The sequence below is a fragment of the Marinobacter sp. VGCF2001 genome, from assembly GCF_049943275.1.
Taxonomy (GTDB): domain Bacteria; phylum Pseudomonadota; class Gammaproteobacteria; order Pseudomonadales; family Oleiphilaceae; genus Marinobacter.
In genome coordinates this window covers 90,932-116,670 of the sequence record NZ_JBNFVX010000011.1, presented here as the reverse complement: position 1 = coordinate 116,670, position 25,739 = coordinate 90,932, and the positions used below count along the sequence as shown (strand labels likewise).

Genomic DNA, 25,739 nt, shown 5'->3' with positions numbered 1-25,739 from the left:
CAGCCGAGCCAGAGAACCGAGGTGGATTCCATGCCTGAATACAAAGCGCCCCTGCGTGACATTAAATTCGTAATGAACGAGCTGCTGGAAAGCGAGCAGCATTACGCCAATCTGGAAGGTGCCGAAGATGCGACTCCGGATATGGTGGATGCCATTATCCAGGAAGGTGCTAAGTTCTGTGAGCAGGTACTCTCTCCGCTGAACCAGGTGGGCGACCAGGAAGGCTGTACCTGGAGCGAAGATGGCGTGAAAACGCCGACTGGCTTTAAAGAAGCTTACCAGCAGTACGTTGAAGGCGGCTGGCCGTCCATGACTGCCGATCCCAACTACGGTGGCCAGGGCCTGCCGCACTCTATTGGCCTGGTGATCAGCGAAATGGTGGGCACGTGCAACTGGTCCTGGGGTATGTATCCCGGCCTGAGCCACGGTGCCACCAACACCATCGAAGAGCACGGTACTGAAGAGCAGAAGCAAACCTACCTGACCAAACTGATCAGCGGTGAGTGGACTGGCACCATGTGCCTGACCGAGCCGCACTGTGGTTCAGACCTGGGCACCCTGCGCACCAAGGCCGAGCCGAACGCAGACGGCACTTACAGCATTACCGGCACCAAGATCTTTATCTCTGCCGGTGAGCACGACATGGCCGAGAACATTGTTCACATCGTACTGGCCCGTTTGCCAGGCGCGCCGGAAGGCACCAAGGGCATCTCCCTGTTTATCGTGCCCAAGCAGCTGCCGAATGAAGATGGCTCTGCCGGCGATCGTAACGCGGTTTCCTGTGGCTCCCTGGAGCACAAGATGGGCATCCACGGCAACGCCACTTGCGTCATGAACTTCGATGGCGCCAAGGGTTGGTTGATCGGGCCGGAAAACAAAGGCCTGAACTGTATGTTCACCTTCATGAACACTGCCCGTATCGGTACTGCTATTCAGGGGCTGGGTGCCTCTGAGCTGGGCTTCCAGGGATCCCTGGCCTATGCCAAGGATCGTCTGGCCATGCGCTCCCTGAGTGGCCCGAAGAACCCGGACGGCATCGCTGACCCAATCATCGTTCACCCCGATGTTCGTCGTATGCTGCTGACCCAGAAAGTGGTTGCAGAAGGCGCACGGGCACTGATCTACCTGGCTGGCCAGCAAGTGGACGTGGTGCACTCCGGCAAGACCGAGGAAGAGCGCAAGCACGCTGACGCACTGCTGGGCTTCCTGACGCCGATCGCCAAAGCATTCCTGACCGAAATCGGTTACGAAGCAGCCAACCTGGGTATGCAGGTATTCGGTGGCCACGGATTCATCACCGAATGGGGTATGGAGCAGAACGTTCGTGACGCCCGCATCGGCATGATCTATGAAGGCACCACCGGTATCCAGGCGCTTGACCTGCTGGGTCGTAAGGTACTGATGACACAGGGCGAAGCCCTGAAAGTCTTCACCAAGGAAGTGCACAAGTTCTGTAAGGAAAACGCAGACAACGAACAGCTCAAAGAGTTCATCGAGCCGCTGGCTGCGATCAACAAGGAGTGGGGCGACCTGACCATGAAGGTTGGCATGACCGCCATGAAGAACCGGGAAGAAGTGGGTGCTGCTGCGGTGGACTACCTGATGTACTCCGGTTACGCCGTGTTCGCTTACCTGTGGGCCCGTATGGCCAAGGTAGCTCTGGACAAGATGGCGGACGGCACCACTGAAGAGATGTTCTACAACACCAAAGTGCAGTCCGCGCGCTTCTACTTCAAGCGTCTGCTGCCGCGCACCCGTACCCACGCAGAAACCATGCTGGCCGGTGCGGACAGCCTGCTGGATATTCCGGAAGAAGCTTTCGCCCTCTAAGGCGGAGATGCTATCTGGTTGACCGCATAGAAAAAGCCCGTGCTCCGTTCAGGAGGGCGGGCTTTTTTCATGAGTTGCGGGCGCATTTTGAGGTAGAATGTGCCCCACAGAATAACAAGCTTATTTCGGACACATAGCCGAACGGGCGGGTTCCGGCCTCCAGTAGAAGAGGTGTCAACCCGGCTGCCCGAGTACCGACTGAATTTTTGGAGAGTTATACATGGCTGATTATCAGGCACCCCTTCGTGACATGCGTTTCGTTCTGAACGAAGTCTTTGACGCCCCCTCCCTGTGGGCTTCGCTGCCCAAGGTTGCAGAGAACGTAGATCCCGACACCGCTGACGCTATTCTGGAAGAAGCCGGCAAAATCACCAGCGGCGTGTTGGCGCCCCTGAACCGTGAAGCCGATGAGCAGGGCTGTAAGTGGAGCGAAGGCGAAGTTTCCACGCCAGAAGGATTTAAAGAAGCCTACCAGACCATCGTGGAAGGCGGCTGGAACGGTCTGGGCGGCAATCCCGATTTTGGCGGCATGGGTATGCCCAAGACCCTGGTTGCCCAGTTTGAAGAAATGATGCAGGGCGCCAACATGGCGTTTGGCCTGGCCCCCATGCTGACCGCAGGCGCCTGCCTGGCTCTGGATGCCCACGGCAGCCAGGAGCTGAAGGAAAAGTACCTTCCGAATATGTACTCCGGTGTATGGTCCGGCGCCATGGACCTGACCGAGCCCCATGCCGGTACCGATCTGGGTATCATCCGTACCAAAGCCCAGCCGAACGACGACGGGTCCTTCAACCTCACCGGCACCAAGATCTTCATCACCTGGGGTGAGCACGACATGGCGGAGAATATCATCCACCTCGTGTTGGCCAAGCTGCCGGACGCTCCGAAGGGGCCCAAGGGCATCTCCCTGTTCCTGGTGCCAAAATTCATGGTGAACGATGATGGTTCTCTGGGTGAGCGCAATCAGTTCAGCTGCGGCTCCATCGAGAAGAAGATGGGCATCAAGGGTTCCGCCACCTGCGTGATGAACTTCGATGGTGCCAAAGGCTGGCTGGTCGGTGAAGAGAACAAGGGCCTGGCGGCGATGTTCACCATGATGAACTATGAGCGCCTGGGTGTGGGCATTCAGGGCATTGGCGCTGCCGAGGCGTCGTTGCAGAGCGCCCGTGAATACGCCAATGAGCGCATTCAGAGCCGTGCACCTACCGGTGCCCAGCAGCCTGAAAAAGCCGCTGACCCGATTCTGGTGCACCCGGATGTCCGCCGTATGCTGATGACCATGAAGGGCTATGTAGAAGGCGGTCGTGCTTTTTCCACCTACGTGGCCCAGTGGCTGGATATCTCCAAGTACTCAGAAGACGACGAGCAGCGCAAGCACGCCGAGGGCATGGTGGCTTTGCTGACTCCGGTGGCCAAGGCCTTCCTGACCGATCGCGGTCTCGAGACCACCATCATTGGCCAGCAGGTCTTTGGTGGTCACGGCTTCATTCGTGAGTGGGGCCAGGAGCAACTGGTGCGTGACTGCCGTATTACCCAGATTTACGAAGGTACCAACGGTATTCAGGCCATGGACCTGATGGGTCGTAAGGTGGTTGGTAGCCAGGGCAAGCTGTATGAACTGTTCGCTCAGGACGTTGCCGCGTTTATCGAGGCAAATAGCAGCGACGAGGCTCTGCGTCCCTACCTTGAGCCGCTGGCGGCCTCCCTGGAGCGTCTGTCGGATGTGACCGAGCACGTGGTCAATCAAGCCTCTGAAAGCCCTGAGGCCATTGGCGCTGCCGCGGTCGATTACCTCGATATGTTCGGCTATACCGCGCTGGCCTATATGTGGGCAAAAGTGGTCAAGGCGGCCGCGCCGAAGGCTGAGGGTGACACCTCTGGCTTCTACACCGGCAAGGTCAAGGCGGCGCGCTTCTACTTCGATCGGCTCCTGCCCAAGGCGGTATCGCTGGCTGAGGGTATCCGTAGTGGCAGCAGTGCTATGATGGCGCCAGCAGCCAACGAAATCTGATCGGATTTCCGAAGCCGGAACGAAAAAGCAGGCCCTGTGATGGCCTGCTTTTTTGTTTCTAAATCCAGCGTTTGGGGCGCGGCTCTGGGGCTTCTTCCAAAACCTTGTGGAGCCATGGATGGCGGAACAGAGCGTACAGGGATGTATTTACAGCGTGTTTTGGAAGAAGCCCCAGAGCTGCGCCATCACCATTCGCGTGAGAATAAATATCAAAGCCGTTCTATCAGCCCCGGATTCGTCACAAACGGATTCTCATTGCCCTGAATTTCGGCAATCCGCTTATGCCGGCTCAATTCCCGGTCATCCGGGGGATCCAGCTTGCTCCAGCCTTTGAACACCGGTGTTGCGCCCAGCCAGGGCAGATCATAAGTGTCCACCATATACGCCATGGTCCGCGAGATGTCGCCCTTGACCTGCTCGGGCGGCTCAAAAAACTGTGCGCTTTCACGGATCCCGCAATCATCGGCGCCCGTCGTGTCGCTGAGGTTTTCATAACGGGCATTCCGTCGCCGCATTTCCACGCGGGTTCTCACCGGCACCATGTTGTGGAGGTCGGAGGTGATCTGCCGGTAGCGGTTATCCTGCCGGCACTGGGATGTGGTCCCACAATCCAGGGCGGTGCGGATGTCTGCCAGTGGATAGACGTAACCGTCGGTCATCACGAACCCTTTGCCGGTAAACGGCGCGTTGCAGAAGAACGAAGAGCCGCCCTCGGAGTAGAGGTTACCCCAGAATTCGTTGTCAATGACGGTTTGAGGATCGCTGAAGCGTGTGTTCTGGGCTACCACCAGGCTGGTGGCAAGAGCGAAAGTCAGAGCAGTCGAGAGTGCAATTGTTTTTTTCATGGGACCGTTATACCTCACAGCACAGGCCATACGCCGTGGCCAGCCAGACGGCTGGTTGATGGCAAAATGAACAGTTCGCCGAAATTATGACGAACTGTTCAGTCTTTACTGTGAATTATGGCACAGAGCCCGTGCGGCAAAGCGCACAACGGTGAGAGAGATGTGTCTATTTGTTAACCGGTTAACGCTTTATTTCAGTTTGTTACGAATGTTCTGATACCCGGTTTTCAGGTCTTCGCCCAGTTTCTGTGCGGTTTCTCTTGCTTCGTGACTGGCGTCTTCAGCGTCATGACGAATCTGGTCCAGTTTTGAGCGAAAACGGTCCCAGTCCTGCTCAAGGTCATCCCATTCATCTTTTACATCTTCCCGGGCCAGGTGCAGCTGGACACGCGCTTCGTCCCGGTATTGCTTGATTTTATCGGACAGCTTGTTGAAATCGTCTTGCAGACTCATGATTTTTCTCCTTCCCTGATGATTTGGTGTGTCTACAATGCGCCCGAACGTGAAAAAGTGTCAAGACCCCGATCGGGCTCCGTTGCCGCAGGTTGATTCAGGTCAGTCTGCCCGATTAGCCCGCGGACAGGACTACCGAGAGGTCACGAAGATGATGCCAGGGGGAAAGGTCGTCAAACCCTTTGGCCGCCCGGTCTGTCTGGCTGCAGAGGTTGAGGGCCTGGTGTAGCTGGGGCAGAGCCAGTCGACGGGCCGCCTGCTGCACGGCAGAGGCGCGTTTGGGCTGGAAAACGCCTCGTTTTTTCAGAAAGCCGGCGGGATTTTCACCTCGGGGCAGGGAGGTCTTGAGCTCAATGACCAGGTGCAGGTCGCGAACCAGAACGGTAAGCAGGCCCAACGGGTTTTCACCTTCCTGTTCCAGGACGCCGATCATCCGGCCGGCGTGCACGGCCTTTCCTGACAGAAGCTCTGTCACCAGTTCAAAGCCGTTGAACCGCGCGCTGTCCTGCACAGCCTGCTCAACGGTTTCCTCATCGATGGACTTGCCGTTGGTGAGCAAGGCCAGTCGGTCGAGTTCCTGGCTGGCGGCCAGCAGATTTCCCTCGAGTCGTTCGGCCAGAATCTCCAGGGCTCCCCGGGTCAGCGTCAGCCCCCTGGCGGTAGCTCTCTGTTGCAGCCATCCGGGAAACTTGTCGGCGTCTACCGGCCAGACCGGAATATGAACACCGTGGCCCTGGAGCTCCTTGTACCATTTGCGTTTGGTTTCGGCCGCATCCAGCCTGGCGCTGATCAGCAGCAGAACCACATCTTCCGGTGGCGACTGAAGCACCTGTTCCAGAACCCGGCGGCCGTCGCCCAGTTTGCCGGTCGGTAGATGAATCTCGATGCGCCGCTTTTCGGCAAACAGCGACAGGGCGTTGCACTCGTCGGCCACCGTATTCCAGTCCAGCTGATTGTCGGCATGGAACGTCAGGCGGTCCAGGTAGCCGGCGTTGCGGGCTGCAGCGCGGATCTGGTCACAACACTCCTGAACCAGCAGGGGCTCATCACCTGAAATCAGATAAACCGAGGCCAGGCCTTTCTTCAGCAGTTGCGGGAGTTGGCCAGGCTGGGTTTTCATGGTGATTCCGGTGTGCCGTCGCCGGCCGTGTGTGCTTGTTTCAGAAGATTGATGCGCTGCCGGGACATTGGTGCCAGACGGAATATCACCTGTTGGGCAAGGCGGTCTCCGAGTTGTTGCCGCAGTTCATCCTCCTCCCGCTGTTTGGCGAGCACGTTGGTCTCGTCGTAGCGGTAGGTTTCGGTGGCACTGAGCTCGGTGGTGGTGATCAATGGCATCTGATCCCTGGTGAACAGTTCCATGGCCACCGTATGCCGGAGAATATACTCCGCAGCCGCCGCCTGAGCGGTAATCGCAGATGCCCGGCGGTCCTGTTGGTAGTCGGTCAGCCGCAGCAGGTAGTCTGCGTTTTCACGCGAGCTTAGCTCGATGCCTCCCAGTTGCAATTGCTCCCGCAGTGACCGGCAAAATTGCCCGGGCATGGAGCCTGCGCAGTCGATGGCCAGCGGCTGAAGGGCAGCCGGCACCGGAGAACTGCCCCGTAACTGGAAACCGCAACCGCTCAGTGTGAGCAGCGTGGCAAGAACCGCCAACCGGCCAAGCTTGGTCCATTCAGGGGCAGGGCCGGTCATTTTAGTTGGCCACCACGTTAACGAGCTTGCCCGGTACGACAATCACTTTGCGCACGGTCTTGCCGTCGGTGAAGCGCATAACGTTCTCGTTTTCCAGGGCAAGCTTTTCCAGATCCGCTTTACCGATGTCGGCAGGCACGTTTTCTTTGGCGCGCACCTTGCCATTCACCTGCAGGACCACTTCAAGCTCACTGCGAACCATGGCGTTTTCATCGGCTTCCGGCCAGGTGGCATCGACCACCGGTTCGGAGTGACCGAGGGTCTGCCACAGGTTATGGCAGATATGCGGTGCTATCGGAGACAGCACCAGCACGGCTGTGTCGAAGGCTTCCTGGCGCACGGCGCGGCTCTGGGGCTCGTCGTCACCCAGACGGCCCACCTCGTTAAGGAGTTCCATGACCGCGGCAATGGCGGTATTGAACGTCAGCCGGCGGCTGATGTCGTCACTGACCTTGGCAATGGTTTCGTGGGTCTTGCGGCGCAGGTCTTTCTGGGCACTGTTCAGCGTGCCAGCTTCCACGGCCGGTGCCGGGCCACTGCCTACGTGTTCGTTGACCATCCGCCACAAACGTTTCAGGAAGCGGTGGGCGCCTTCCACACCACTGTCGGACCATTCCAGGGATTGCTCCGGTGGCGCCGCGAACATCATGAACAGCCGCACGGTGTCGGCGCCGTGCTGATCAATAATAGCCTGGGGGTCGATGCCGTTGTTTTTGGACTTGGACATTTTGGTGACGCCGCCGATCTCCACCGGCTCGCCGTCTGATTTCAGTACGGCCCGCACCACCTGGCCTTTACCGTCACGCTCGACAGTTACATCGGCCGGGTTGTACCAGGTCTTGCCGCCGTTATCTTCATTCCGGTAGTAGGTCTCGGCCAGCACCATGCCCTGAGTCAGCAGACGCTTGAAGGGCTCGGAGCTGTTCACAAGACCCACATCGCGAAGCAGTTTGTGGAAGAACCGGGCGTACAGCAGGTGCAGAATTGCGTGTTCGATACCACCGATGTACTGGTCAACCGGCAGCCAGTAGTTGGCCGCAGCGGGGTCGAGCATCCCCTTGTCGTAGTTGGGGCTGCAGAAACGCGCGTAATACCAGGATGACTCCATGAAGGTATCGAAGGTGTCGGTTTCCAGGGTCGCCGGCTGGCCGTTATACGTGGTCTTGCACCACTCCGGGTCGGCTTTGAGCGGCGATTGCACCCCGTCCATTTCGACATCCTCGGGCAGACGCACGGGCAGCTGGTCGTCCGGGACCGGCATTTCGGTGCCGTCTTCCAGGGTCATCATCGGAATCGGAGCGCCCCAGTAGCGCTGCCGGGAAACGCCCCAGTCGCGCAGGCGATAATTGACCGTGCGTTTACCAATGCCCTGGGTTTCTAGGTGATCGGCGATGGCCTCGAAGGCTTCATCACTGGTCAGGCCGCTGTACTTTCCGGAGGAGACCAAGACGCCTTTTTCGGTGAAGGGTTCTTCTTGAATATCCAGATCACGGCTGTCGTTGGGCGCGATCACCTGTTTGATCGGCAGCTTGTATTTGACGGCGAATTCGTGGTCACGCTCGTCGTGCCCGGGCACCGCCATAAGAGCGCCGGTGCCGTAATCCATCAGCACAAAGTTGGCCACCCACACCGGAATCTCTTCCTGGGTCAGTGGATGAATGGCGCTGAAACCGGTATCAATGCCCTTCTTTTCCATGGTGGCCAGTTCAGCTTCGGCCACTTTACTGTTGCGGCAATGGTCAACAAACTCGGCGACATCGCGGTGGCGTTCGGCCGCTGCTTTTGCCAAAGGATGTTCCGCAGCCACCGCCATGTAGCTGACTCCCATCAGGGTGTCGGGGCGAGTGGTGTACACGGTCAGGCCGCCGTCCTGTTCTTTCAGCGGGAACGTCAGTTCGGTACCCACCGATTTACCAATCCAGTTGCGCTGCATGGTCTTGACCTGTTCCGGCCAGCCTTCCATGTCGTCCAGATCGTTCAGCAGCTCATCGGCGTAATCAGTGATGCGGATAAACCACTGGGGAATTTTCTTTTGTTCCACCAGGGCACCTGATCGCCAGCCCCGGCCATCAACCACCTGTTCGTTGGCCAGCACCGTCTGGTCTACCGGGTCCCAGTTGACGGTCGACATCTTTTTGTAGACAAGGCCCTTTTCGTACAAACGCGCGAAGAACCACTGTTCCCAGCGGTAATAATCCGGGTCGCACGTTGCCAGTTCCCGGCTCCAGTCATACCCGAAGCCCAGTTGCTTGAGCTGCTTTTTCATGTACTCGATGTTGGAGCGAGTCCAGGTCGCCGGCGCAGACTTGTTGGCAATCGCGGCGTTTTCGGCGGGCAAGCCAAACGCATCCCAGCCCATCGGCTGCATCACGTTCTTGCCCTGCATACGCTGGTAGCGGGAGATTACGTCGCCAATGGTGTAGTTGCGAACGTGGCCCATGTGCAGTTTGCCGCTGGGATAGGGAAACATGGACAGGCAGTAATACTTGGGCTTGCCCGGCTCTTCCCTGACCTTGAAGGTCTCGTTGGTTTCCCAGAAATTGCGGGCGGTCTGTTCTACTTCACCTGGGTTGTATTGTTCGTCCATTCCTGCCATTGCCAAAAGTACCCTGTGTGAAAAGGATGTTCGAAAAGGCCGAACATTCTAACGCACACGCGGCGTAACAGGTAGTCTGCCAATTTTGCGGGTTTGTGCCAGACTGAGAGACAGGTGCAAGGTGTAATTTAAGGAGCCGAAATGACCGAGCCAGAACGCAGTCACCTGTCCGGAAAAGCCCTGGATGTCTACGACCGGATGCTTGAGCGAGTGCAGACACGCCTGCGCGAGCTTCAGCAAACTTCGTTGCAGACGCTGGAGGAGGAAGTACAGAAAGCGATTGAAGTCGAGTACGAGCTTGAAGAAATGACTCGCGAGGAAGCGGATCTGCTGGGAGCCTACCTGCAGCGTGACCTGGAGCACCTGCTGCATTTTGTGGAAGAAACCGGTGAAGGGTTGGGCGAGTGGTTGCAGGTAGATATCGCTCTGCTTGAGCATACGCTCGCTGACCGGTTGCTTTCGGTGGCAGACCAGACCCTGGTTGATACCCTTGAGCTCAGGCAGAAGCTCGAGAACCAGGAGGTCAGCCATTATATCTCCGGTGAAGTGGCGACGGCGGGTATGTTCCGGTGCATGAATTGCAGCCATATGCTTTGCCTCACCCGTACCAGCCACCTCCACCCCTGCGAAGCTTGTGGTTCCCACTACTTCGAGCGGGTAACCAGCCGCTGGCCACAGAAGGACAGCTGATGTGAACACCGGGCCGGTGAGGGACCTGGTTTCATCAGCCCGGTGTTCAGTTTTTCGGGATAACACGCTCCCGAACAAAGACAATGAGTATTACGGCCAGGGTGAGCACCGGCCATGAGCCGGTTTGCATATAGGGCGTGCTGCCGGAGGCGGTGAATGCCTCACCGGTAAGCACCCTGCGCTCGAACTGCGGGATACGTTCGGTAATCTGTCCCTTGTGATTGATGATCGCCGTCACCCCGTTGTTGGTGCCTCGCAGCATATATCGCCCGGTTTCCAGCGCGCGCATACGGGCGATCTGCAGATGTTGCAGCGGGCCGATGGAATCGCCGAACCAGCCGTCATTACTGATGGTCAGCAGCAGATCCGTGTTGCGGGCGTTGAACGCAACGAAATCAGGGTAGGCAACTTCATAGCAGATGTAGGGGGTGACTTTCAGGCCATTGGCGACCAGTGGAGACTGATATTTGGGGCCTGGAGTGAAGCTGCTCATGGGCAAATCGAAAAAACCGATCAAGCCACGTAGCAAGCCCTGCAGTGGCACGTACTCGCCAAAGGGCACCAGTTTCTGTTTGTGATAGATACCTTCGCCATTGCCGATGGCCATGATGCTGTTGTGGAAGGTGTTGTCTTCAATCTTCGGGCTGTAGCCGTACCAGGGGATGCCGGTGATCAGGGTGCTGTTATCGCCCAGTTGTGTGCGGATGTGCTCAATGATCTGGCCGGCCTGGTCCTGGGGGATGGGGATTGCGGTTTCCGGCCAGAGAATCAGGTCGGTCTGCCAGTGATCTTCGGTCATGCCAAGGTAGGTGACGATCTGGTCTCGCAAAAAATCCGGGTCCCATTTGATCTGCTGGGGAATGTTGCCCTGCATTGCCGCAAAACTGATGGGCTTTTCGCTCAGTTCGGTCCACTCGGCTTTGTTCAGCGTGGGGGCAATCAGCCAGGGCAGCAGGGCGGCAAACATGGCAATTGCCGCCGTCGCCTTCCTTCCCGAGTTAACCAGCCACCAGGCACCGTAAGCTGCCACCGCGGTGAGGGTTACCCAGAAGGTGATGCCATGCACACCGGCAAGTGGCGCCAGACCCGCCAGTGGCCCGTCGGTGTGCGCGGTGCCCAGGTAGAGCCAGGGAAATCCGGTTAAAAGCCAGCCGCGCAGCCAGTCGCCCAGTATCCAGATGGCCGGAAACAGCAGCAGGCGCCGTGGCGCGCTGTCTTTCGCCAGTTTGCCCCAGAACCAGAAGGCAAGCCCGTGGAACAGGGCCAGTCCTGCGATGAAAATAACCATCAGCACGATGGCCAGGGGCACGGAGGTGTTACCGTGTTTGCTGATGCTGATGTAAATCCAGCTGGCACCGGAAGCAAACAGCCCCAGGCCTGTCAGCCAGCCCGACCGGAATAGCCTGGAGGGCGCCTGATGAACGGTAACCAGCAGGATCAGAAAGATGGATACCGGCCCCAGCCACCAGAGGTAAAACGGAGAAAAGGTCAGGGTTTGCAGGGCGCCGGCAATCACAAGAATGGCGGCGCTGGACCATTTTCCGGTGGCGAGCGGGGTTTTCAGTGGCGGGTATTCTGGGTCATGACTCACTGCGGGTTACCTGCAACAGACGGATGACTCGGTTATCGGCGTTGGCAATAGTAAACTGCAAGCCGCCAAATTCAACCGTTTCACCCCGTCTGGGCAGATGACCGAACTCTTTCAGGACCAGGCCGCCGATGGTGTCGAACTCCTCTTCATCCATATCGGTCTCGAAGAATTCGTTGAAATCGTCGATGGAGGTGACTGCCTTGACGGCAAAACTGCCATCGCCACGGGCCTTGATGTGGGTTTCTTCATCGAAATCGTGTTCGTCTTCGATTTCCCCGACAATCTGTTCCAGAACGTCCTCGATGGTAATCAGGCCAGCTGTCCCGCCGTACTCATCCACCACGATGGCCATGTGGTTTCGGTTTTCCTTGAACTCTTTCAGCAGCTGGTTGAGGCGCTTGCTTTCCGGCACGAAGGTGGGCGGGCGCAGGATTTCGCGAATCCGGTTCCAGTTCAGGTCGTTGTTCAGTGCGAGGGGCAGAAGATCTTTGGCCAGCAAAACGCCGATAACGTCATCCTGGCTTTCGCCGATGACCGGGAAACGGCTGTGGGCGGAGGCGATGATTTCGGGCAGGAATTCTTTGGGCTCCTGAGAGGCCTTGACGGTGATCATCTGGGAGCGGGGAATCATGATTTCATCCACCCGCATATCGATCACCTGCATGGCACCTTCAATGATGCTCATGGAATCGGCATCAACGATGCTTTGGGATTCAGCATCCCGCAGGATTTCCAGCACGTCCTCGACGGACTCAGGCCCGCTGGAAAAGGCCTGTGATATACGCTCCAGCCAGGACTTGCTGCCCTGGCTGCGACTCGACTGGTCGTCGCTCATGAGTCTGGTTCCGTTTCCTCTGCTTCGTAAGGGTTCGCAAAGCCGAGCTGCGCCAGCAGCTTGACCTCGAGGGCTTCCATGACCTCGGCATCGTGGTCTTCGATATGGTCGAAGCCCTGCAGGTGCAGCATACCGTGCACCACCATGTGGGCCCAGTGGGCGACAGGAGGCTTGCCTTGCGCTTGCGCCTCCCGTTCAACAACCGGTGCGGAAATCACGAGATCTCCTGCTAATGGCACCGTTATACCCGCTGGTGCTTCAAATGGGAAGGACAAAACATTGGTCGGTTTGTCCTTGCCACGGTAGTGGTGATTCAGTTCGCGACTCTCGTCGTCACCGACAATACGGATGGTTACTTCGGTCGGATTGTCGCCCTGCCAGGCCTTTTCCGCCCATGTTTCAAGCAGGCCGGCATCCGGGACGCCTGAACCATCAAACGCCTTCTGGATATCTACGGTCACCATACTCATTGGCCCGATTCACTGCCGTTGTCAAAGGCATCATAGGCCTCAACAATGCGCTGAACCAGCGGGTGACGTACCACGTCTTTGGCATCGAAACGGGTAAACCCGATACCCGGCACTTTGCTTAGCACGTTGGCAGAATGTATCAGGCCGGAGTTTTGTCCACGAGGCAAATCCACCTGAGTGGTGTCGCCGGTAATCACCGCGGTGGAGCCGAATCCTATTCGGGTCAGGAACATCTTCATTTGCTCCCGGGTGGTGTTCTGGCTCTCATCCAGAATAATAAACGAATTATTCAGGGTACGGCCGCGCATGAACGCCAGCGGGGCAATCTCGATCACGCTCTTTTCGATCAGGCGAGTGACCTGGTCAAACCCGAGCATTTCGTAAAGCGCGTCGTACAGCGGGCGCAGGTAGGGGTCGACTTTCTGGGCAAGGTCACCGGGCAGGAAGCCCAGCTTCTCGCCGGCTTCCACGGCTGGCCGCACCAGCAGAATCCGCTTCACCTGTTCGTCTTTCAGGGCTTCCACCGCGCAGGCTACCGCCAGCCAGGTCTTGCCGGTACCGGCTGGCCCAATGCCGAAATTGATGTCGTGAGTGCGGATGTTGTGCACGTACTTCTGCTGGTTCCGGCCCCGGGGTTTGGCTGTCAGCTTCGGGGTTTTGATCACCGTCACCTGGCCTTCGTCGTAAGGCACGTCATCCGGCAACCGTTCCAGGCCGGTTTCGCGGATAAACAGGTGTACGGTATCGGGAGAAATGTCGTCGCTGGCCTCGGTTTCCCGGTAAAGATGCCGGATAACCTCCACGGCCGCCGCGACGTTTTCGGTGGCACCTTCCACCCGGAAGTGGTGGCCCCTGCGACCGACTTTCACCTGAAGTCGTTTCTCGACCATTTTCAGGTGTTCATCAAACTGTCCGCACAGGGTGGCCAGGCGGCGCTGATCCACCGGGTGCAGGTCGAATTGTCTGGTATCGTGAGTGTTCAATCTTGCTCCGTTCTGGTTGTTACTCTGGCTTCGGTGCCCGGGCCGGTGTCTAAAACAGCTCCGAATACACGGGAACACCCCGAAGCGAGTTGGGGTAGGCCTCGACGATTTCAACGTCGATGAAATGGCCAACGACTTCCGGATTCTCATGGCGGAAGTTCACAATGCGGTTGTTCTCCGTGCGGCCGGCATACTCACCCGGGTCCTTTTTGGACAAGCCGGTTACCAGAATCCGCTGGGTCGAGCCTACCATCTTCCGGCTGATATCCATGACATTCTGGTTCAGACGGTCCTGAAGAATGCTCAATCTCTGCTTCTTCACATCCATTGGCGTATCGTCCGGCAAATCTGATGCCGGTGTGCCCGGACGGGCGCTGTAGATGAAGCTGAACGACATATCGAAGCCGATGTCGTTAATGAGCTTCATGGTGTCTTCGAAATCCTTGTCGGTTTCGCCCGGGAAGCCAATGATGAAATCTGAGGAAAAGCTGATGTCCGGGCGGATCTTGCGCAACCGGCGCAGTTTGGACTTGTACTCCAGGGCGGTGTGGCCGCGCTTCATGGCCGCCAGAATGCGGTCAGAGCCGCTCTGTACCGGCAGATGCAGGTGGCTGACCAGTTCGGGCACACGCTCGTAAACGTCAATCAGCGCATCGCTGAATTCCACCGGGTGAGAGGTGGTGTAGCGGATGCGGTCGATGCCGTCGATGGTGGCGATCAGTTCAATCAGTTCCGCCAGGTCCATCATGTCGCCGTCGTGGGTTTCCCCGCGATAGGCGTTGACGTTCTGGCCCAGCAGGTTGACTTCCCGCACGCCGAGGGTGGCCAGGTGGGCGACTTCGGCGATGACGTCGTCCGCCGGGCGGCTGACTTCTTCGCCACGGGTGTAGGGCACCACGCAGAAGGTGCAGTATTTGCTGCAGCCTTCCATGATGGAGACGAAGGCGGAGGGGCCGTCGGCGCCGGGCTCGGGCAGGTTGTCGAATTTTTCGATTTCCGGAAAACTGACGTCGACCACGCCGACTCCGTCACCTTTGGTGCGGATTTCGGTGATCATGTCGGGCAGGCGGTGCAGAGTTTGCGGGCCGAAGACCATGTCGACGTAAGGCGCCCGGTCGAGGATGGCCTGGCCTTCCTGGCTGGCGACGCAGCCGCCGACGCCGATAATCAGGTCGGGTTTTTGAGTTTTGAGACGTTTCCAGCGGCCGAGCTGGTGGAATACTTTTTCCTGGGCTTTTTCGCGGATGGAGCAGGTGTTCAGCAGCAGGATGTCGGCGTTGTCCGGGCTGTCGGTCATTTCGACCGCTTCGCCGGTTTTGAGCAGGTCGGCCATGCGGGCAGAGTCGTACTCGTTCATCTGGCAGCCGTGGGTTTTGATGTACAGCTTTTTGGCCATGGGTCTCACGTTATCTGGTGTATGGGCGCCGGGGTGGAGTGGGGCGCAGGCAAAAATGGACTGGGTATTATAGCGGGGTGCTTAATCTTCAACCACCGTTGTCTCGGTATTCCTCATTCTGCTGTGTGCTATCATCCCGGCCTTGGTGCTCGAAGGCTTTCGGGGTTGGCTTTCCAAAAACCGCTACGAGCACATCCATGTGCGCTTCTCTCAGGCCATCCTTGGCCTTCGAAATTTTTGGAAAGCCAACCCCGAAACCCTTCCCGTGTGTTGGCGTGGGATTTCTCGAAAGCCTTGGTTTGGCGAAAATCTCACCGTAACTTGAATGACTTGCGAACATGACCCCCGAACGCCTAGCTCGAATCAAGCAAATCTTGAACACCCGCCAACCCGATCTGCGGGTGCTCACTGATCAGGTACACAAACCCCGGAACCTGTCGGCCATCATCGGCTCCTGTGATGCCTTTGGGCTGGCCAATATGCACGTGGTCTGGCCGAAGGAAGGCTTCCGGGCATTTCGCAAGACCGCCGGGGGCAGTTTTCGCTGGGTGACGACCCACACTCACCCAACCATGGAGGCTGCGGTGACAGAGCTCAAAGCCCAGGGGCACAAACTCTATGCGGCGCAGTTGTCGGATCGGGCGGTGGATTTCCGCGAGGTGGATTACACCGTGCCCTGTACCATCATCATGGGTAACGAGGTGGATGGGGTGAATCCGGTCACGGCCGAGCAGGCGGATGAGCACGTTGTGGTGCCGATGATGGGTATGGTGGAATCGCTGAATGTGTCATCGGCCTGTTCGATTATTTTGTCCGAGGCGCAGCGGCAGCGTCAGCTGGCGGGGATGTTTGATCAGCGGCGGATGCCGGATGATGAGTACGAGCGCCTGTTGTTTTGCTGGTGTCAGCCTACGGTGAAGCGATACTGCGATGACCGCAATCTGCCGTATCCTCCGTTAAATCATGACACTGGTGAGTTGGTGGACGGTGTAGGCTGGATGCAGGAAGTGCGAAAGCTGCGGGCTGAGCGTCCGCGGTGGGACGAGCAACCAGAGAATATGGCGCAGAGCTGATTCGCCAGGGATTCAGCGCTAATATTATGCCGGCGCGGGGTGGGGATTTCTTTTTTCGCCGGAAAAAGATGTCTGAGCGAAGCGAGTTATTTTTCCAAGAAAAAAGAAATCTCCACCCCGCAGCCCGCCACTAGCCTCGGCAGGCTACCGAGGCCAAAATCGACTCTCAGGTCTCCCGGGCCTCAAGATACCGCTGCAGTTGTTCACGCAGGGCTTTGGGCAGGCGGGTGATGGTGAGGGCGTCTTTGTCCCGGTCGTAGTAGACCGCCTGGTTCACCAGGTCGGACGAGAAAGACACACTCATGCCGCCGCCGGAGCCGGCGATGCGCACGAGCTTTTTCACCTTGCGGTGGTCCGGGTGCAGAACGCCGTTTTCCGGCAGTTCGGCGTTTTCGCTGGCAAACTCCTTGAAGCGCTGGGGCTGGCTTTCGTCCAGGTAGTTGGACAGGGCTTCGATTTCCACGGGCTCGCCCAGGGCGTGCTGGTCTTTGCAGAATTCGTAGGCTTTGGCGCGTACCTCGCCGGCTTTTTCCGGTTCGCTGGATTTGGCAAAGGATTCCACCGCGTCCAGAAAGGTCATGGTTTCTTTTTCTACATCGACGCTGTTGGTGAAGGCGCACAGGCGGATGAAAAGTTCTCCCGGCTCGCCGGTACCGCGGCCGTGGACGAGGGTCATGTAGTTTTCGCTGCCATTGCCGTTGCGCCAGTCGTCGAGTTCGATGCGCACCGCCAGGTTCAGGCGCGACAGGCTGAGCACGTCGGTGGCATCCAGTTTCTGGCTCCCGTCAAAACGCATGGCGCTGTCGGTTTCCAGCACGTACAGGTACACCACCTCGGCGTCGGCCAGGGCGTCGTGGACAATCATCAGGTGGCCGTCGAATTCTTCCTGGCTGCCGGTCAGCAGTTCCTGCCACTGGCCGAACAGGCGGTCGGTCATGGCGGCGAAGCTTTGTTTTTCTTCGAGATAGTCTTTCAGCCAGGCGCTGAACGGGCTTTCGCCAATCTCGTCTGAGAAGCGGCCGTATTTCTTGCCGGGCTTGCTGTTGAACAGGCGCTTCATCTGCTTGTGTAGGGCTTCGTAATCGCCGCCGGGTTCCTGCAGGGCTTCGCCGGCCATGAGGCGAGCGGGTTGGCCCGGCTGGTATTGACTGGCGAAGGCGGTGCGCAGGTGTTTGATGGCCATGGGTCAGCTCCTGTCAGATGAGGTCGGCTTGGCGGAGCGTGATTGTGCCATGGATTGCAGAGAAAGAAACCCCGGCGCCGATATCAGGGTCGCGCCGGGGTTTGTCAGGGCCGTGACAGGGTCAGATTCGCTTGCTGCGGATCAGCTCCTGGGCCAGTGCCGACACGGCGTCGGGAATGTCGGTGTCGTTCTCGGCATGGGCAGTGGCGTTGGCAATGTCGGAACCCAGATTGACGGCAATGGCCACCAGCCCGTGAGCGGTCAGCAATTGCGCAACCCGCCGGCGTTCGTCGGCGTCGCCGGCGTTTTCTTCGGTGACGACCACGGCGGTTTTGCCCTGGTCAAACAGCGCGCGCTCAACTGCCAGCGCCAGCTCCGGCCCGTGCTTGCCATTGCAGGCGATGATGGCCGGTTTCTGGGCCAGGCGTCGTGCCCGTTCTTCGTTGGTGACCGGGTCCAGGGATTCCAGGCCATCGGCCAGGCCGGCGATCATGCCCGCCCCGATGGTCACGTTGGTCAGGCGGTCAATGACAATGAAACTGCCGGTAGCGTGATTGCGCTGATAGGCGTCGAACGCGATGGGCTGGTTCAGTGTCAGCTCGCACAAGCCGATTTCGTTCAGTGCCAGCTGGCTGGGGTTGGCCTGTTGCTCCAGAGTGTTTACATCGGTCTGGTGGTGAATTTTCTTCACCGTGCCCGAAGTAAAGGTAGGGCCAAGCTTGATGTCGTACAACCGACCGGTCTCCAGCGGTGCGTCGGTCATCCAGACGATGTTCGCGTTGAACCGGTTGTGGACCTCAGGCTCGTCTTCAGCTTTCACCAGCATATCGCCACGGCTGATGTCGATTTCATCTTCCAGCGTCAGGGTCACCGCCTGGTCGATGTAGGCTTCATCCAGGTTGCCGTCAAAGGTTACGACTTCCTTTACTTTACTGGTGCGCCGGGAGGGCAGGGCCATGACCGCGTCGCCAGGACGGATCACGCCGGAGGCAATGGTGCCGCAGAAGCCGCGAAAGTTCAGGTTCGGGCGGGTGACGTATTGCACCGGGAAGCGGAAATGTTCCAGGTTTTTGTCCCGGGAGACTTCCACGGTTTCCAGAATTTCCATCAGCGGCTGGCCGGTAAACCAGGGGGTGTTCTCGCTTTTGCTGACGACGTTGTCCCCGTCCAGGGCCGAGATCGGCACGAACCGGATGTCTTTCAGGCCCAGTCGAGAGGCGAAGGCCAGGTAGTCGTCGCGGATTTCGTTAAAACGCTCCTCCCTGAAATCCACCAGGTCCATTTTGTTCACAGCGACCACGATGTGCCGCAGGCCCAGCAGAGAGGCAATGTAGGAGTGGCGACGGGTCTGGGTGAGCACGCCGTGGCGGGCGTCGATCATCAGGATGGCCAGCTGCGAGGTGGACGCGCCCGTGGCCATATTACGGGTGTACTGTTCGTGACCCGGGGTGTCAGCGATGATGAATTTGCGCTTGTCGGTACTGAAATACCGGTAGGCGACATCAATGGTGATGCCCTGCTCCCGCTCGGCCTGAAGGCCATCGACCAGAAGCGCCAGGTCCAGTTTTTCGCCGGTGGTGCCCATTTTGGCGCTGTCGCTTTGCAGGCTGGCCATGTGATCTTCGTAGATCATCTTGGTGTCGTGCAGCAGGCGGCCAATGAGCGTGCTCTTGCCGTCGTCCACGCTGCCACAGGTCAGCAGGCGCAGAAGCTCTTTGTTTTCGTGTTGCTTCAGGTAGGCCTGAATATCTTCCGCAATCAGATCAGACTGGTGTGACATCTTAGAAATACCCTTCCCGCTTTTTCTGTTCCATGGAGCCCGCTGAGTCGTGGTCGATCACCCGGCCCTGCCGCTCTGAACTGGTGGCCAGCAGCATCTCCTGAATAATATCGGGCAGCGTGTTGGCTTCAGACTCGATGGCACCGGTAAGGGGGTAGCAGCCCAGGGTTCGGAAGCGCACCGACTTCATCATTGGCTTTTCGCCCTCCTTCAGGGGCATCCGGTCGTCGTCCACCATGATCAGAGTGCCGTCACGTTCCACCACCGGGCGCACTGCGGAATAGTACAGCGGCACGATATCGATGTTCTCAAGATAGATGTACTGCCAGATGTCCAGTTCCGTCCAGTTGGAAAGCGGGAATACACGAATGCTTTCACCCTTGTTGACCTTGCCGTTGTAGATGTTCCACAGCTCCGGGCGCTGGTTTTTCGGGTCCCAGCGGTGATGCTCGTCCCGGAACGAGTACACCCGCTCCTTGGCCCGGGATTTTTCTTCGTCCCGGCGCGCGCCGCCAAAGGCAGCGTCGAACTTGTATTTGTCGAGGGCCTGCTTCAGAGCCTGGGTTTTCATGATGTCGGTGTGCTTGGCACTGCCGTGGCTGAACGGCCCGACACCCTGTTTTACCCCTTCCTGATTGGTGTGCACAATCAGATCCAGCCCGAATTTTTCCGCCACGTTATCCCGGAAGGTGATCATGTCACGGAATTTCCAGGTGGTATCAACGTGCAGCAGGGGAAACGGTGGCTTGCCGGGGTAAAACGCTTTCAGGGCAAGGTGCAGCATAACGGCAGAGTCTTTGCCGATGGAGTAGAGCATGACCGGATTGTCAAACTCGGCGGCCACTTCCCGGATAATGTGGATGCTCTCGGCTTCCAGCTGTTTGAGATGCGTGAGGTTGTATGTGGTCATGTTCATCCGTTGCCATGAAGGCCAAAGTGAAGGCTGTAATTTGGATGAACCACTATAGCAGAGCGCGTTAGGGTATAAGAAGGAGTGCTGTAAGAATTTCAGGTTCTAATAATATAGCCGCCCCTGGCTCCCGGTGTCCGTCAATGATCCTGGTTGCCTGCCTCGACGTGCGCGCTGTTCAGTGCGCGTCATCAGAAGGGTTGCGTGCATCGGACAACAACTTCGCTACATAACGGTCGACGTAGTCAAAGCCGTTGCCTTCGAATTCACTGAACTGTATGCCGATCTGGAATTCGTCACGGGCAATACGGCGCATATGCACAATGTTGCCATCGGCGCGCACGGTGACCGGTTGTGTTGCCAGCACCGGCACCGTGAATCGGGTTTTTACTTCAATCCAGTGCCCGGGCGCGGGCGTTTTCAGCCCGGGAATCAGTTGCTTGACCGTTTCCTGATTGCACGACAGCATCACCCCGGAGCGCGACAGGTTGGACACTTCGCAGGTCAGGCAGCAGCCATCGGGCTTCTCGATGCTGATGTTTGTTGAAACGTCCACCCGTTGCTGGTTGCGCAGGTTGGATTTGGCGGCAAGCGGTTTCATGTGAACTCGTCTGGCATGTGTGGTTTTAAAAGAAGTTGCTTGTCCCATAGTCGCCTTCCAGAAAAACGGATTAACGACACCGATTTTAGGTGGTTAAAAAATGATCGGCAAGAAAGTCCGCCGTATATTGTGGCAGGTTTGCGACAAGTTTCTGAACACAGTGTCACAATTTCCGCAGGAGATTTGATCCGGGTCAGGTGTTTTAGCGAGGGGGAGGCTGCGTTGCAGCTGCTGCAGTTCGACCGGGGCTGAGGTAAAATCGCTGGCAACATTCATCGGGAGCTTGGGCTCCGGACACCCTGCAGGCTTTTATGACCGAAAAAACGCAAAACGTACCCCAGAGCGGCAAGGTGGGCTTCATCAGCCTTGGCTGCCCTAAGGCCCTGGTAGACTCTGAACGTATCCTGACCCAGCTTAGGCTGGACGGTTACGATGTCGTGCCCACCTATAACGATGCCGACATTGTTGTCGTAAACACGTGCGGCTTTATTGACGCGGCCAAGCAGGAGTCCCTGGACGCCATCGGTGAGGCCATTAACGAGAACGGCAAGGTGATCGTGACTGGTTGCATGGGTGTGGAAGCGGAGCGTATTCGCGAAACCCATCCGGGCGTGCTCGCGGTCTCTGGTCCCCATGCTTACGAAGAGGTGGTAGGTGCCGTTCACCAGTATGTGCCACCCCAAAAAGAGCATGATCCGTTTGTAGACCTGGTGCCTCCCCAGGGAGTGAAGCTTACACCGCGCCACTATGCCTACCTGAAGATTTCGGAGGGGTGCAATCATCGGTGTACCTTCTGCATCATTCCCTCTATGCGGGGCGACCTGGTAAGCCGGCCGATTGGTGACGTCATGGATGAGGCCCAGCGGCTGGTGGATGCCGGGGTTAAGGAAATCCTGGTGATTTCCCAGGACACCTCCGCCTACGGCGTGGACATCAAATATCGCACCGGCTTCTGGCAGGGCCGTCCGCTGAAAACCAGAATGCAGGCGCTGTGTGAAGCCCTGGGCGAGATGGGCGTTTGGGTGCGCCTGCACTATGTCTATCCCTATCCCCATGTAGACGACATCATCCCGCTGATGGCCGAAGGCAAGATCCTGCCGTACCTGGATATTCCGTTCCAGCACGCCAGCCCGAAGGTGCTGAAAGCGATGAAGCGCCCGGCGCACGACAGCAAGACCCTGGAGCGCATCCGTAAATGGCGGGAAATCTGCCCGGAACTGACCATTCGTTCCACCTTCATCGTCGGCTTTCCGGGTGAAACGGAAGAAGACTTCCAGTACCTGCTGGACTGGCTGGACGAGGCGCAATTGGACCGTGTGGGTGCCTTCACCTACAGCGCGGTGGAAGGAGCGCCGGCCAATGAACTTGAAGGGGCTGTGCCCGAAGAGGTCAAAGAGGAACGCCTGGCTCGCTTCATGGCCAAGCAGGCAGAAATATCGTCGGCTCGACTGCAGGCCAAGATCGGTAAGACCATTGATGTGCTTATCGATGAGGTTGATGAGGAAGGTGCGATTGGTCGCTCGAAGGCTGATGCGCCAGAGATAGATGGCATGGTCTACCTGAACGATGAAACCGACCTGGTTCCCGGTCAGATTGTACAGGCTGTTGTAGAGCATACCGATGAGCATGATCTCTGGGCGCGTTTGATCTGACTTTGGCGTGGTCCTGGCAGACGATTGTTCAAGCGTTTGGCAGGGTGGGTTTGGGCCCCCTTCACAAAAATCTCGGAGGCCATGGATGGCCGGAGCGAAGCGCCACATGGATGTGCCGCAAGGAGCGTTTTTTGGGAAGGGGGCCCAAACCCACCCCTCCCAAAACTCGACAGGCTAGGGCCGAAACAAAACGGCCCACACCAAAGCCAAAACTTAACCGCCAAGCTTGCGAACGAGAATCTCGTTGAACAGCTTGGGGTTGCCCTGGCCCTTGGAGGCCTTCATCAGCGGCCCCATGAAACCACCCAGCATCTTCTTGCGCTTCTTCGGATCTTCCTCGCCCTGATATTGCGCCACCTGATCCGGCATACCGGCCAGAACCTCATCCACCATGGCCTCCAGAGCGCCGGTGTCAGACACCTGCTTCAGCCCCTTGGCCTCGATGATGGCGTCCACATTATCGTTCTCGCCGGTCCAGAGCGCCTCAAACACCTTCTTGGCGCCGGAGGAAGAGACCGTGTTGTCGGCAATCCGTACCACCAGATCACCCAACTGGGCACCGGAGATAGGCGACTCGGCAACGGCCTTCTCCTCGGCATTCAGGCGCGCCGAGAACTCGCCCTGAATCCAGTTGGCGGCCAGTTTGGCATCTTTGCCGTGTGCCACGGTGTCTTCGAAGAACGCGGCCAGCCTGGCGTCTGCAGACAGAATGCCGGCGTCGTAATCGTTCAGACCGTACTGCTCCTTGAAACGGGCGCGGCGGGCGTCGGGCAGTTCCGGCAGGCGAGCGCGGGCGTCTTCGATGAAGGCGTCGTCGATGTCTACCGGCAGCAGGTCCGGGCAGGGAAAGTAGCGGTAATCGTTGGCTTCTTCCTTGCTGCGCATGGAGCGTGATTCGTCCCGGTCGCCGTTGTACAGCCGGGTCTCCTGAGTAATGCTGCCGCCATCTTCCAGAATATCCATCTGCCGCTCCACTTCGTGGGCGATGGCCTGTTCCATGAACCGGAACGAGTTCAGGTTCTTGGTCTCGGTGCGGGTGCCCAGAGTGTCGCTGCCTTTGGGTTTCAGGGAAATGTTCACGTCAAAGCGCATGGAGCCCTGAGACATATCGCCATCGCAGATACCCAGCGATGTCACCAGGCTGTGCAGCTTCCTGGCAAAGGCCACGGCCTCTTCGGCGCTGTTCATGTCCGGCTCGGTGACCACCTCGATCAGCGGCGTGCCGGCCCGGTTCAGATCGATGCCGGTCATGCCGTGGTAGTCCTCGTGCAGGGATTTGCCGGCGTCTTCTTCCAGGTGCGCGTGATGGATGCGCACGCGCTTGCTGCTGCCGTCGGCCAAATCGATATCTACATGGCCGGGGCCCACGATGGGCAAAGCCAGCTGGGTCGTCTGGTAGCCCTTGGGCAGGTCCGGATAGAAATAGTTTTTCCGCTCGAACACCGAGCGGCGGCCGATCTCGGCATTGGTGGCCAGGCCGAACATCACGGCATAGCGAAACGCCTGCTCGTTGGGCACCGGCAGGGTGCCCGGCATGGCCAGGTCCACGGCGTTGGCCTGGGTGTTGGGCTCGGCACCATAAGCGGTGCTGGAGCCGGAGAAAATCTTGGTCTGAGTCGCGAGCTGAACATGAATTTCCAGCCCGATCACGATATCCCACTGCATCTGTTGGTCTCCTGGTCCGGGCTTATTTCGGTTCACGCTGGTGCCAGTCGGTCACCTGCTGGAATTGATGGGCGGCGTTCAGCAAACGGGCCTCGGAGAAGTAATCCCCGATCATCTGCAGCCCCACCGGCAGCCCATCAACAAAACCGGCCGGTACCGACATGGCCGGAATGCCTGCCAGGTTGATGGCGATGGTGAAGACATCTTCCAGGTACATAGATACCGGATCGGTGGTTTTCTCGCCCTGAACGAACGCGGGTGACGGAGTCACCGGACTCATCAGGATGTCGACTTCCTTGAAGGCGTTGATGAAATCCTGCTGAATCAGCCGGCGCACCTTCTGCGCTTTCAGGTAATAGGCATCGAAATAACCGGCAGACAGGGCATAGGTGCCCACCAGAATCCGACGCTTCACCTCGCCGCCAAACCCTTCAGCCCGGGTGCGGGTGTACATATCCGCCAGGTCTTTCGGATTCTCACAACGATAGCCGTAACGTGCGCCGTCAAAACGGGAGAGATTGGCGGAGGCCTCAGCGGGGGCAATTACATAATAGGCCGCGATGGCCAGCTTCGCGTTCGGCAGGGAAACCTCCTTTACGGTGGCCCCCAGCTTTTCGTATTCCCGGATCGCGTTACGAACCTGCTCTTCCATGGCCGGAGACAGTTGATCGCTGAAATACTCCTTCGGCAGGCCGATCTTCAGGCCCTTCAGTGGCTCGTTCAACGTGGCGGTGTAATCCGGCACTTCCCGGTCGATGCAGGTGGAATCCTTCGGATCGTGCCCCGCCATCACATTCAGCATCAACGCCGCGTCCTCCGCCGTGCGCGCCATCGGCCCTCCCTGGTCCAGAGAAGAGGCAAAGGCAATCATCCCGTAACGGGACACCCGGCCATAGGTTGGCTTCAGCCCGGTAATGCCACATAACGCCGCGGGCTGGCGGATAGAACCCCCGGTATCCGTGCCAGTGGCCGCCGGCACCAGCCGAGCTGCAATCGCAGCCGCTGAACCACCGGAAGAGCCGCCCGGCACCCGCTTGTCTCCGCTGGACAGGCCCCAGGGGTTGGTCACCGGGCCATAAAAGCTCGATTCATTGGACGACCCCATGGCGAATTCGTCCATGTTGGTCTTGCCCAGGCACACCGCGCCAGCCGCCTTGAAGTTAGCGGTCACCGTGGCATCGTAGGGCGGCACGAAGTTGTCCAGCATTCTGGAGCCGCAGGACGTACGAACACCGCTGGTGCAAAAAATGTCCTTGTGGGCAAACGGAACCCCGGTCCACACCGTCGCCTTGCCCGCAGCGCGCATCTCGTCGGCGGCTTTCGCCTCGGCCAGCGCCTGCTCGTCGGAAATGGTAATAAAGCTGTTGTAGTTGCCGTCTTCGGTCTTCAGACGGTCCAGGAACTGCTGCGTCAGCTCCACACTCGACACCTTGCCGCTCTCCAGCTCTCTGGATAGCTCTGCTACAGACTTGTTATGCATGAT

21 protein-coding genes are annotated in these 25,739 nt (G+C 58.3%); 5 read left to right on the top strand and 16 right to left on the bottom strand.

What is annotated here, in order from left to right:
- The first annotated feature begins 30 nt into the window (after positions 1 to 30).
- Together ACP2AU_RS11910 and ACP2AU_RS11905 are read left to right on the top strand one after the other, a co-directional pair.
- Entirely contained in the window at positions 31 to 1,830 is a 1,800-nt protein-coding gene (locus tag ACP2AU_RS11910; protein ID WP_426376418.1) for an acyl-CoA dehydrogenase C-terminal domain-containing protein, read from the top strand.
- A 220-nt stretch (positions 1,831 to 2,050) separates the two neighbouring features.
- Entirely contained in the window at positions 2,051 to 3,841 is a 1,791-nt protein-coding gene (locus ACP2AU_RS11905; protein ID WP_426376417.1) for an acyl-CoA dehydrogenase C-terminal domain-containing protein, read from the top strand.
- Positions 3,842 to 4,050: 209 nt separating this feature from the next.
- Here the strand turns inward: ACP2AU_RS11905 and ACP2AU_RS11900 are convergent, their stop codons facing one another.
- The 5 genes from ACP2AU_RS11900 to leuS form a co-directional block, all read right to left on the bottom strand.
- The gene (locus ACP2AU_RS11900; protein WP_426376416.1) at positions 4,051 to 4,686 is read right to left on the bottom strand and encodes an endonuclease; all 636 of its coding nucleotides are present in this window, start codon (positions 4,684 to 4,686) and stop codon (positions 4,051 to 4,053) included.
- 189 nt (positions 4,687 to 4,875) lie between these two features.
- Complete coding sequence (locus tag ACP2AU_RS11895; RefSeq protein ID WP_426376415.1) at positions 4,876 to 5,139, bottom strand: hypothetical protein; 264 nt, start codon at positions 5,137 to 5,139, stop codon at positions 4,876 to 4,878.
- 115 nt (positions 5,140 to 5,254) lie between these two features.
- Positions 5,255 to 6,259 (bottom strand): DNA polymerase III subunit delta, encoded by a 1,005-nt coding sequence (gene holA, locus ACP2AU_RS11890; protein WP_426376414.1) that lies wholly within the window; start codon positions 6,257 to 6,259, stop codon positions 5,255 to 5,257.
- Complete coding sequence (gene lptE, locus ACP2AU_RS11885; RefSeq protein WP_426376413.1) at positions 6,256 to 6,831, bottom strand: LPS assembly lipoprotein LptE; 576 nt, start codon at positions 6,829 to 6,831, stop codon at positions 6,256 to 6,258. Before lptE ends, holA begins: the two co-directional genes overlap by 4 nt.
- 1 nt (position 6,832) lies before the next feature.
- On the bottom strand, positions 6,833 to 9,418 hold the full coding sequence (gene leuS / locus ACP2AU_RS11880; protein ID WP_426376429.1) for a leucine--tRNA ligase: 2,586 nt from the start codon (positions 9,416 to 9,418) through the stop codon (positions 6,833 to 6,835).
- Positions 9,419 to 9,568: 150 nt separating this feature from the next.
- Here leuS and ACP2AU_RS11875 point away from each other — a divergent pair, with 150 nt between their 5' ends.
- Positions 9,569 to 10,117 (top strand): zinc ribbon-containing protein, encoded by a 549-nt coding sequence (locus tag ACP2AU_RS11875; protein WP_426376412.1) that lies wholly within the window; start codon positions 9,569 to 9,571, stop codon positions 10,115 to 10,117.
- Positions 10,118 to 10,163: 46 nt separating this feature from the next.
- On the opposite strand, the gene lnt is transcribed toward ACP2AU_RS11875, so the two are convergent.
- From lnt to miaB, 5 genes are read right to left on the bottom strand one after another with little or no spacing between them, the layout of a single operon-like run.
- Positions 10,164 to 11,708, bottom strand: a complete 1,545-nt coding sequence (gene lnt, locus ACP2AU_RS11870) for an apolipoprotein N-acyltransferase (RefSeq protein WP_426376411.1) — start codon at positions 11,706 to 11,708, stop codon at positions 10,164 to 10,166.
- Positions 11,698 to 12,543: an HlyC/CorC family transporter gene (locus tag ACP2AU_RS11865; protein ID WP_426376410.1), complete on the bottom strand. Its 846-nt coding sequence runs from the start codon at positions 12,541 to 12,543 to the stop codon at positions 11,698 to 11,700. Before ACP2AU_RS11865 ends, lnt begins: the two co-directional genes overlap by 11 nt.
- Positions 12,540 to 13,013 carry an rRNA maturation RNase YbeY gene (ybeY, locus tag ACP2AU_RS11860; RefSeq protein ID WP_426376409.1) on the bottom strand — a complete coding sequence of 158 codons (474 nt, stop codon included), beginning with the start codon at positions 13,011 to 13,013 and terminating at the stop codon, positions 12,540 to 12,542. Before ybeY ends, ACP2AU_RS11865 begins: the two co-directional genes overlap by 4 nt.
- Entirely contained in the window at positions 13,010 to 13,996 is a 987-nt protein-coding gene (locus ACP2AU_RS11855) for a PhoH family protein (RefSeq protein ID WP_426376408.1), read from the bottom strand. Before ACP2AU_RS11855 ends, ybeY begins: the two co-directional genes overlap by 4 nt.
- Before the next feature lie 49 nt (positions 13,997 to 14,045).
- Entirely contained in the window at positions 14,046 to 15,392 is a 1,347-nt protein-coding gene (gene miaB, locus ACP2AU_RS11850) for a tRNA (N6-isopentenyl adenosine(37)-C2)-methylthiotransferase MiaB (RefSeq protein WP_426376407.1), read from the bottom strand.
- A gap of 338 nt (positions 15,393 to 15,730) precedes the next feature.
- Here miaB and trmH point away from each other — a divergent pair, with 338 nt between their 5' ends.
- Entirely contained in the window at positions 15,731 to 16,465 is a 735-nt protein-coding gene (gene trmH, locus ACP2AU_RS11845) for a tRNA (guanosine(18)-2'-O)-methyltransferase TrmH (protein ID WP_426376406.1), read from the top strand.
- A 166-nt stretch (positions 16,466 to 16,631) separates the two neighbouring features.
- Here the strand turns inward: trmH and ACP2AU_RS11840 are convergent, their stop codons facing one another.
- The 4 genes from ACP2AU_RS11840 to ACP2AU_RS11825 form a co-directional block, all read right to left on the bottom strand.
- A complete protein-coding gene (locus ACP2AU_RS11840; protein WP_426376405.1) occupies positions 16,632 to 17,648 on the bottom strand; it encodes a nucleoid-associated protein in 1,017 nt (338 codons plus the stop codon).
- A 121-nt stretch (positions 17,649 to 17,769) separates the two neighbouring features.
- Positions 17,770 to 19,428 (bottom strand): sulfate adenylyltransferase subunit CysN, encoded by a 1,659-nt coding sequence (gene cysN, locus ACP2AU_RS11835; RefSeq protein ID WP_426376404.1) that lies wholly within the window; start codon positions 19,426 to 19,428, stop codon positions 17,770 to 17,772.
- A gap of 1 nt (position 19,429) precedes the next feature.
- Positions 19,430 to 20,344 (bottom strand): sulfate adenylyltransferase subunit CysD, encoded by a 915-nt coding sequence (gene cysD / locus ACP2AU_RS11830; protein ID WP_426376403.1) that lies wholly within the window; start codon positions 20,342 to 20,344, stop codon positions 19,430 to 19,432.
- Positions 20,345 to 20,516: 172 nt separating this feature from the next.
- Positions 20,517 to 20,939 (bottom strand): PilZ domain-containing protein, encoded by a 423-nt coding sequence (locus tag ACP2AU_RS11825; protein WP_426376402.1) that lies wholly within the window; start codon positions 20,937 to 20,939, stop codon positions 20,517 to 20,519.
- 311 nt (positions 20,940 to 21,250) lie between these two features.
- On the opposite strand from ACP2AU_RS11825, the gene rimO reads away from it, so the two are divergent.
- Positions 21,251 to 22,591, top strand: a complete 1,341-nt coding sequence (gene rimO, locus ACP2AU_RS11820; RefSeq protein ID WP_426376401.1) for a 30S ribosomal protein S12 methylthiotransferase RimO — start codon at positions 21,251 to 21,253, stop codon at positions 22,589 to 22,591.
- Between the two features lie 213 nt (positions 22,592 to 22,804).
- Here rimO and gatB read toward each other — a convergent pair whose 3' ends face one another.
- Together gatB and gatA are read right to left on the bottom strand one after the other, a co-directional pair.
- Complete coding sequence (gene gatB / locus ACP2AU_RS11815; protein ID WP_426376400.1) at positions 22,805 to 24,256, bottom strand: Asp-tRNA(Asn)/Glu-tRNA(Gln) amidotransferase subunit GatB; 1,452 nt, start codon at positions 24,254 to 24,256, stop codon at positions 22,805 to 22,807.
- Between the two features lie 22 nt (positions 24,257 to 24,278).
- Positions 24,279 to 25,736 (bottom strand): Asp-tRNA(Asn)/Glu-tRNA(Gln) amidotransferase subunit GatA, encoded by a 1,458-nt coding sequence (gatA, locus tag ACP2AU_RS11810; RefSeq protein WP_426376399.1) that lies wholly within the window; start codon positions 25,734 to 25,736, stop codon positions 24,279 to 24,281.
- Between the last annotated feature and the right edge of the window lie 3 nt (positions 25,737 to 25,739).

What these genes read in the sequence shown, in the direction of transcription:
- cysD (WP_426376403.1), bottom strand. Translation starts at nt 20,344, where the DNA reads ATGAACATGACCACATACAACCTCACGCATCTCAAACAGCTGGAAGCC.
- leuS (WP_426376429.1), bottom strand. Translation starts at nt 9,418, where the DNA reads ATGGACGAACAATACAACCCAGGTGAAGTAGAACAGACCGCCCGCAAT.
- ACP2AU_RS11865 (WP_426376410.1), bottom strand. Translation starts at nt 12,543, where the DNA reads ATGAGCGACGACCAGTCGAGTCGCAGCCAGGGCAGCAAGTCCTGGCTG.
- holA (WP_426376414.1), bottom strand. Translation starts at nt 6,259, where the DNA reads ATGAAAACCCAGCCTGGCCAACTCCCGCAACTGCTGAAGAAAGGCCTG.
- ACP2AU_RS11875 (WP_426376412.1), top strand. Translation starts at nt 9,569, where the DNA reads ATGACCGAGCCAGAACGCAGTCACCTGTCCGGAAAAGCCCTGGATGTC.
- ACP2AU_RS11895 (WP_426376415.1), bottom strand. Translation starts at nt 5,139, where the DNA reads ATGAGTCTGCAAGACGATTTCAACAAGCTGTCCGATAAAATCAAGCAA.
- gatB (WP_426376400.1), bottom strand. Translation starts at nt 24,256, where the DNA reads ATGCAGTGGGATATCGTGATCGGGCTGGAAATTCATGTTCAGCTCGCG.
- cysN (WP_426376404.1), bottom strand. Translation starts at nt 19,428, where the DNA reads ATGTCACACCAGTCTGATCTGATTGCGGAAGATATTCAGGCCTACCTG.
- ACP2AU_RS11910 (WP_426376418.1), top strand. Translation starts at nt 31, where the DNA reads ATGCCTGAATACAAAGCGCCCCTGCGTGACATTAAATTCGTAATGAAC.
- ACP2AU_RS11825 (WP_426376402.1), bottom strand. Translation starts at nt 20,939, where the DNA reads ATGAAACCGCTTGCCGCCAAATCCAACCTGCGCAACCAGCAACGGGTG.
- rimO (WP_426376401.1), top strand. Translation starts at nt 21,251, where the DNA reads ATGACCGAAAAAACGCAAAACGTACCCCAGAGCGGCAAGGTGGGCTTC.
- miaB (WP_426376407.1), bottom strand. Translation starts at nt 15,392, where the DNA reads ATGGCCAAAAAGCTGTACATCAAAACCCACGGCTGCCAGATGAACGAG.
- ybeY (WP_426376409.1), bottom strand. Translation starts at nt 13,013, where the DNA reads ATGAGTATGGTGACCGTAGATATCCAGAAGGCGTTTGATGGTTCAGGC.
- ACP2AU_RS11905 (WP_426376417.1), top strand. Translation starts at nt 2,051, where the DNA reads ATGGCTGATTATCAGGCACCCCTTCGTGACATGCGTTTCGTTCTGAAC.
- ACP2AU_RS11840 (WP_426376405.1), bottom strand. Translation starts at nt 17,648, where the DNA reads ATGGCCATCAAACACCTGCGCACCGCCTTCGCCAGTCAATACCAGCCG.
- lptE (WP_426376413.1), bottom strand. Translation starts at nt 6,831, where the DNA reads ATGACCGGCCCTGCCCCTGAATGGACCAAGCTTGGCCGGTTGGCGGTT.
- ACP2AU_RS11900 (WP_426376416.1), bottom strand. Translation starts at nt 4,686, where the DNA reads ATGAAAAAAACAATTGCACTCTCGACTGCTCTGACTTTCGCTCTTGCC.
- gatA (WP_426376399.1), bottom strand. Translation starts at nt 25,736, where the DNA reads ATGCATAACAAGTCTGTAGCAGAGCTATCCAGAGAGCTGGAGAGCGGC.
- trmH (WP_426376406.1), top strand. Translation starts at nt 15,731, where the DNA reads ATGACCCCCGAACGCCTAGCTCGAATCAAGCAAATCTTGAACACCCGC.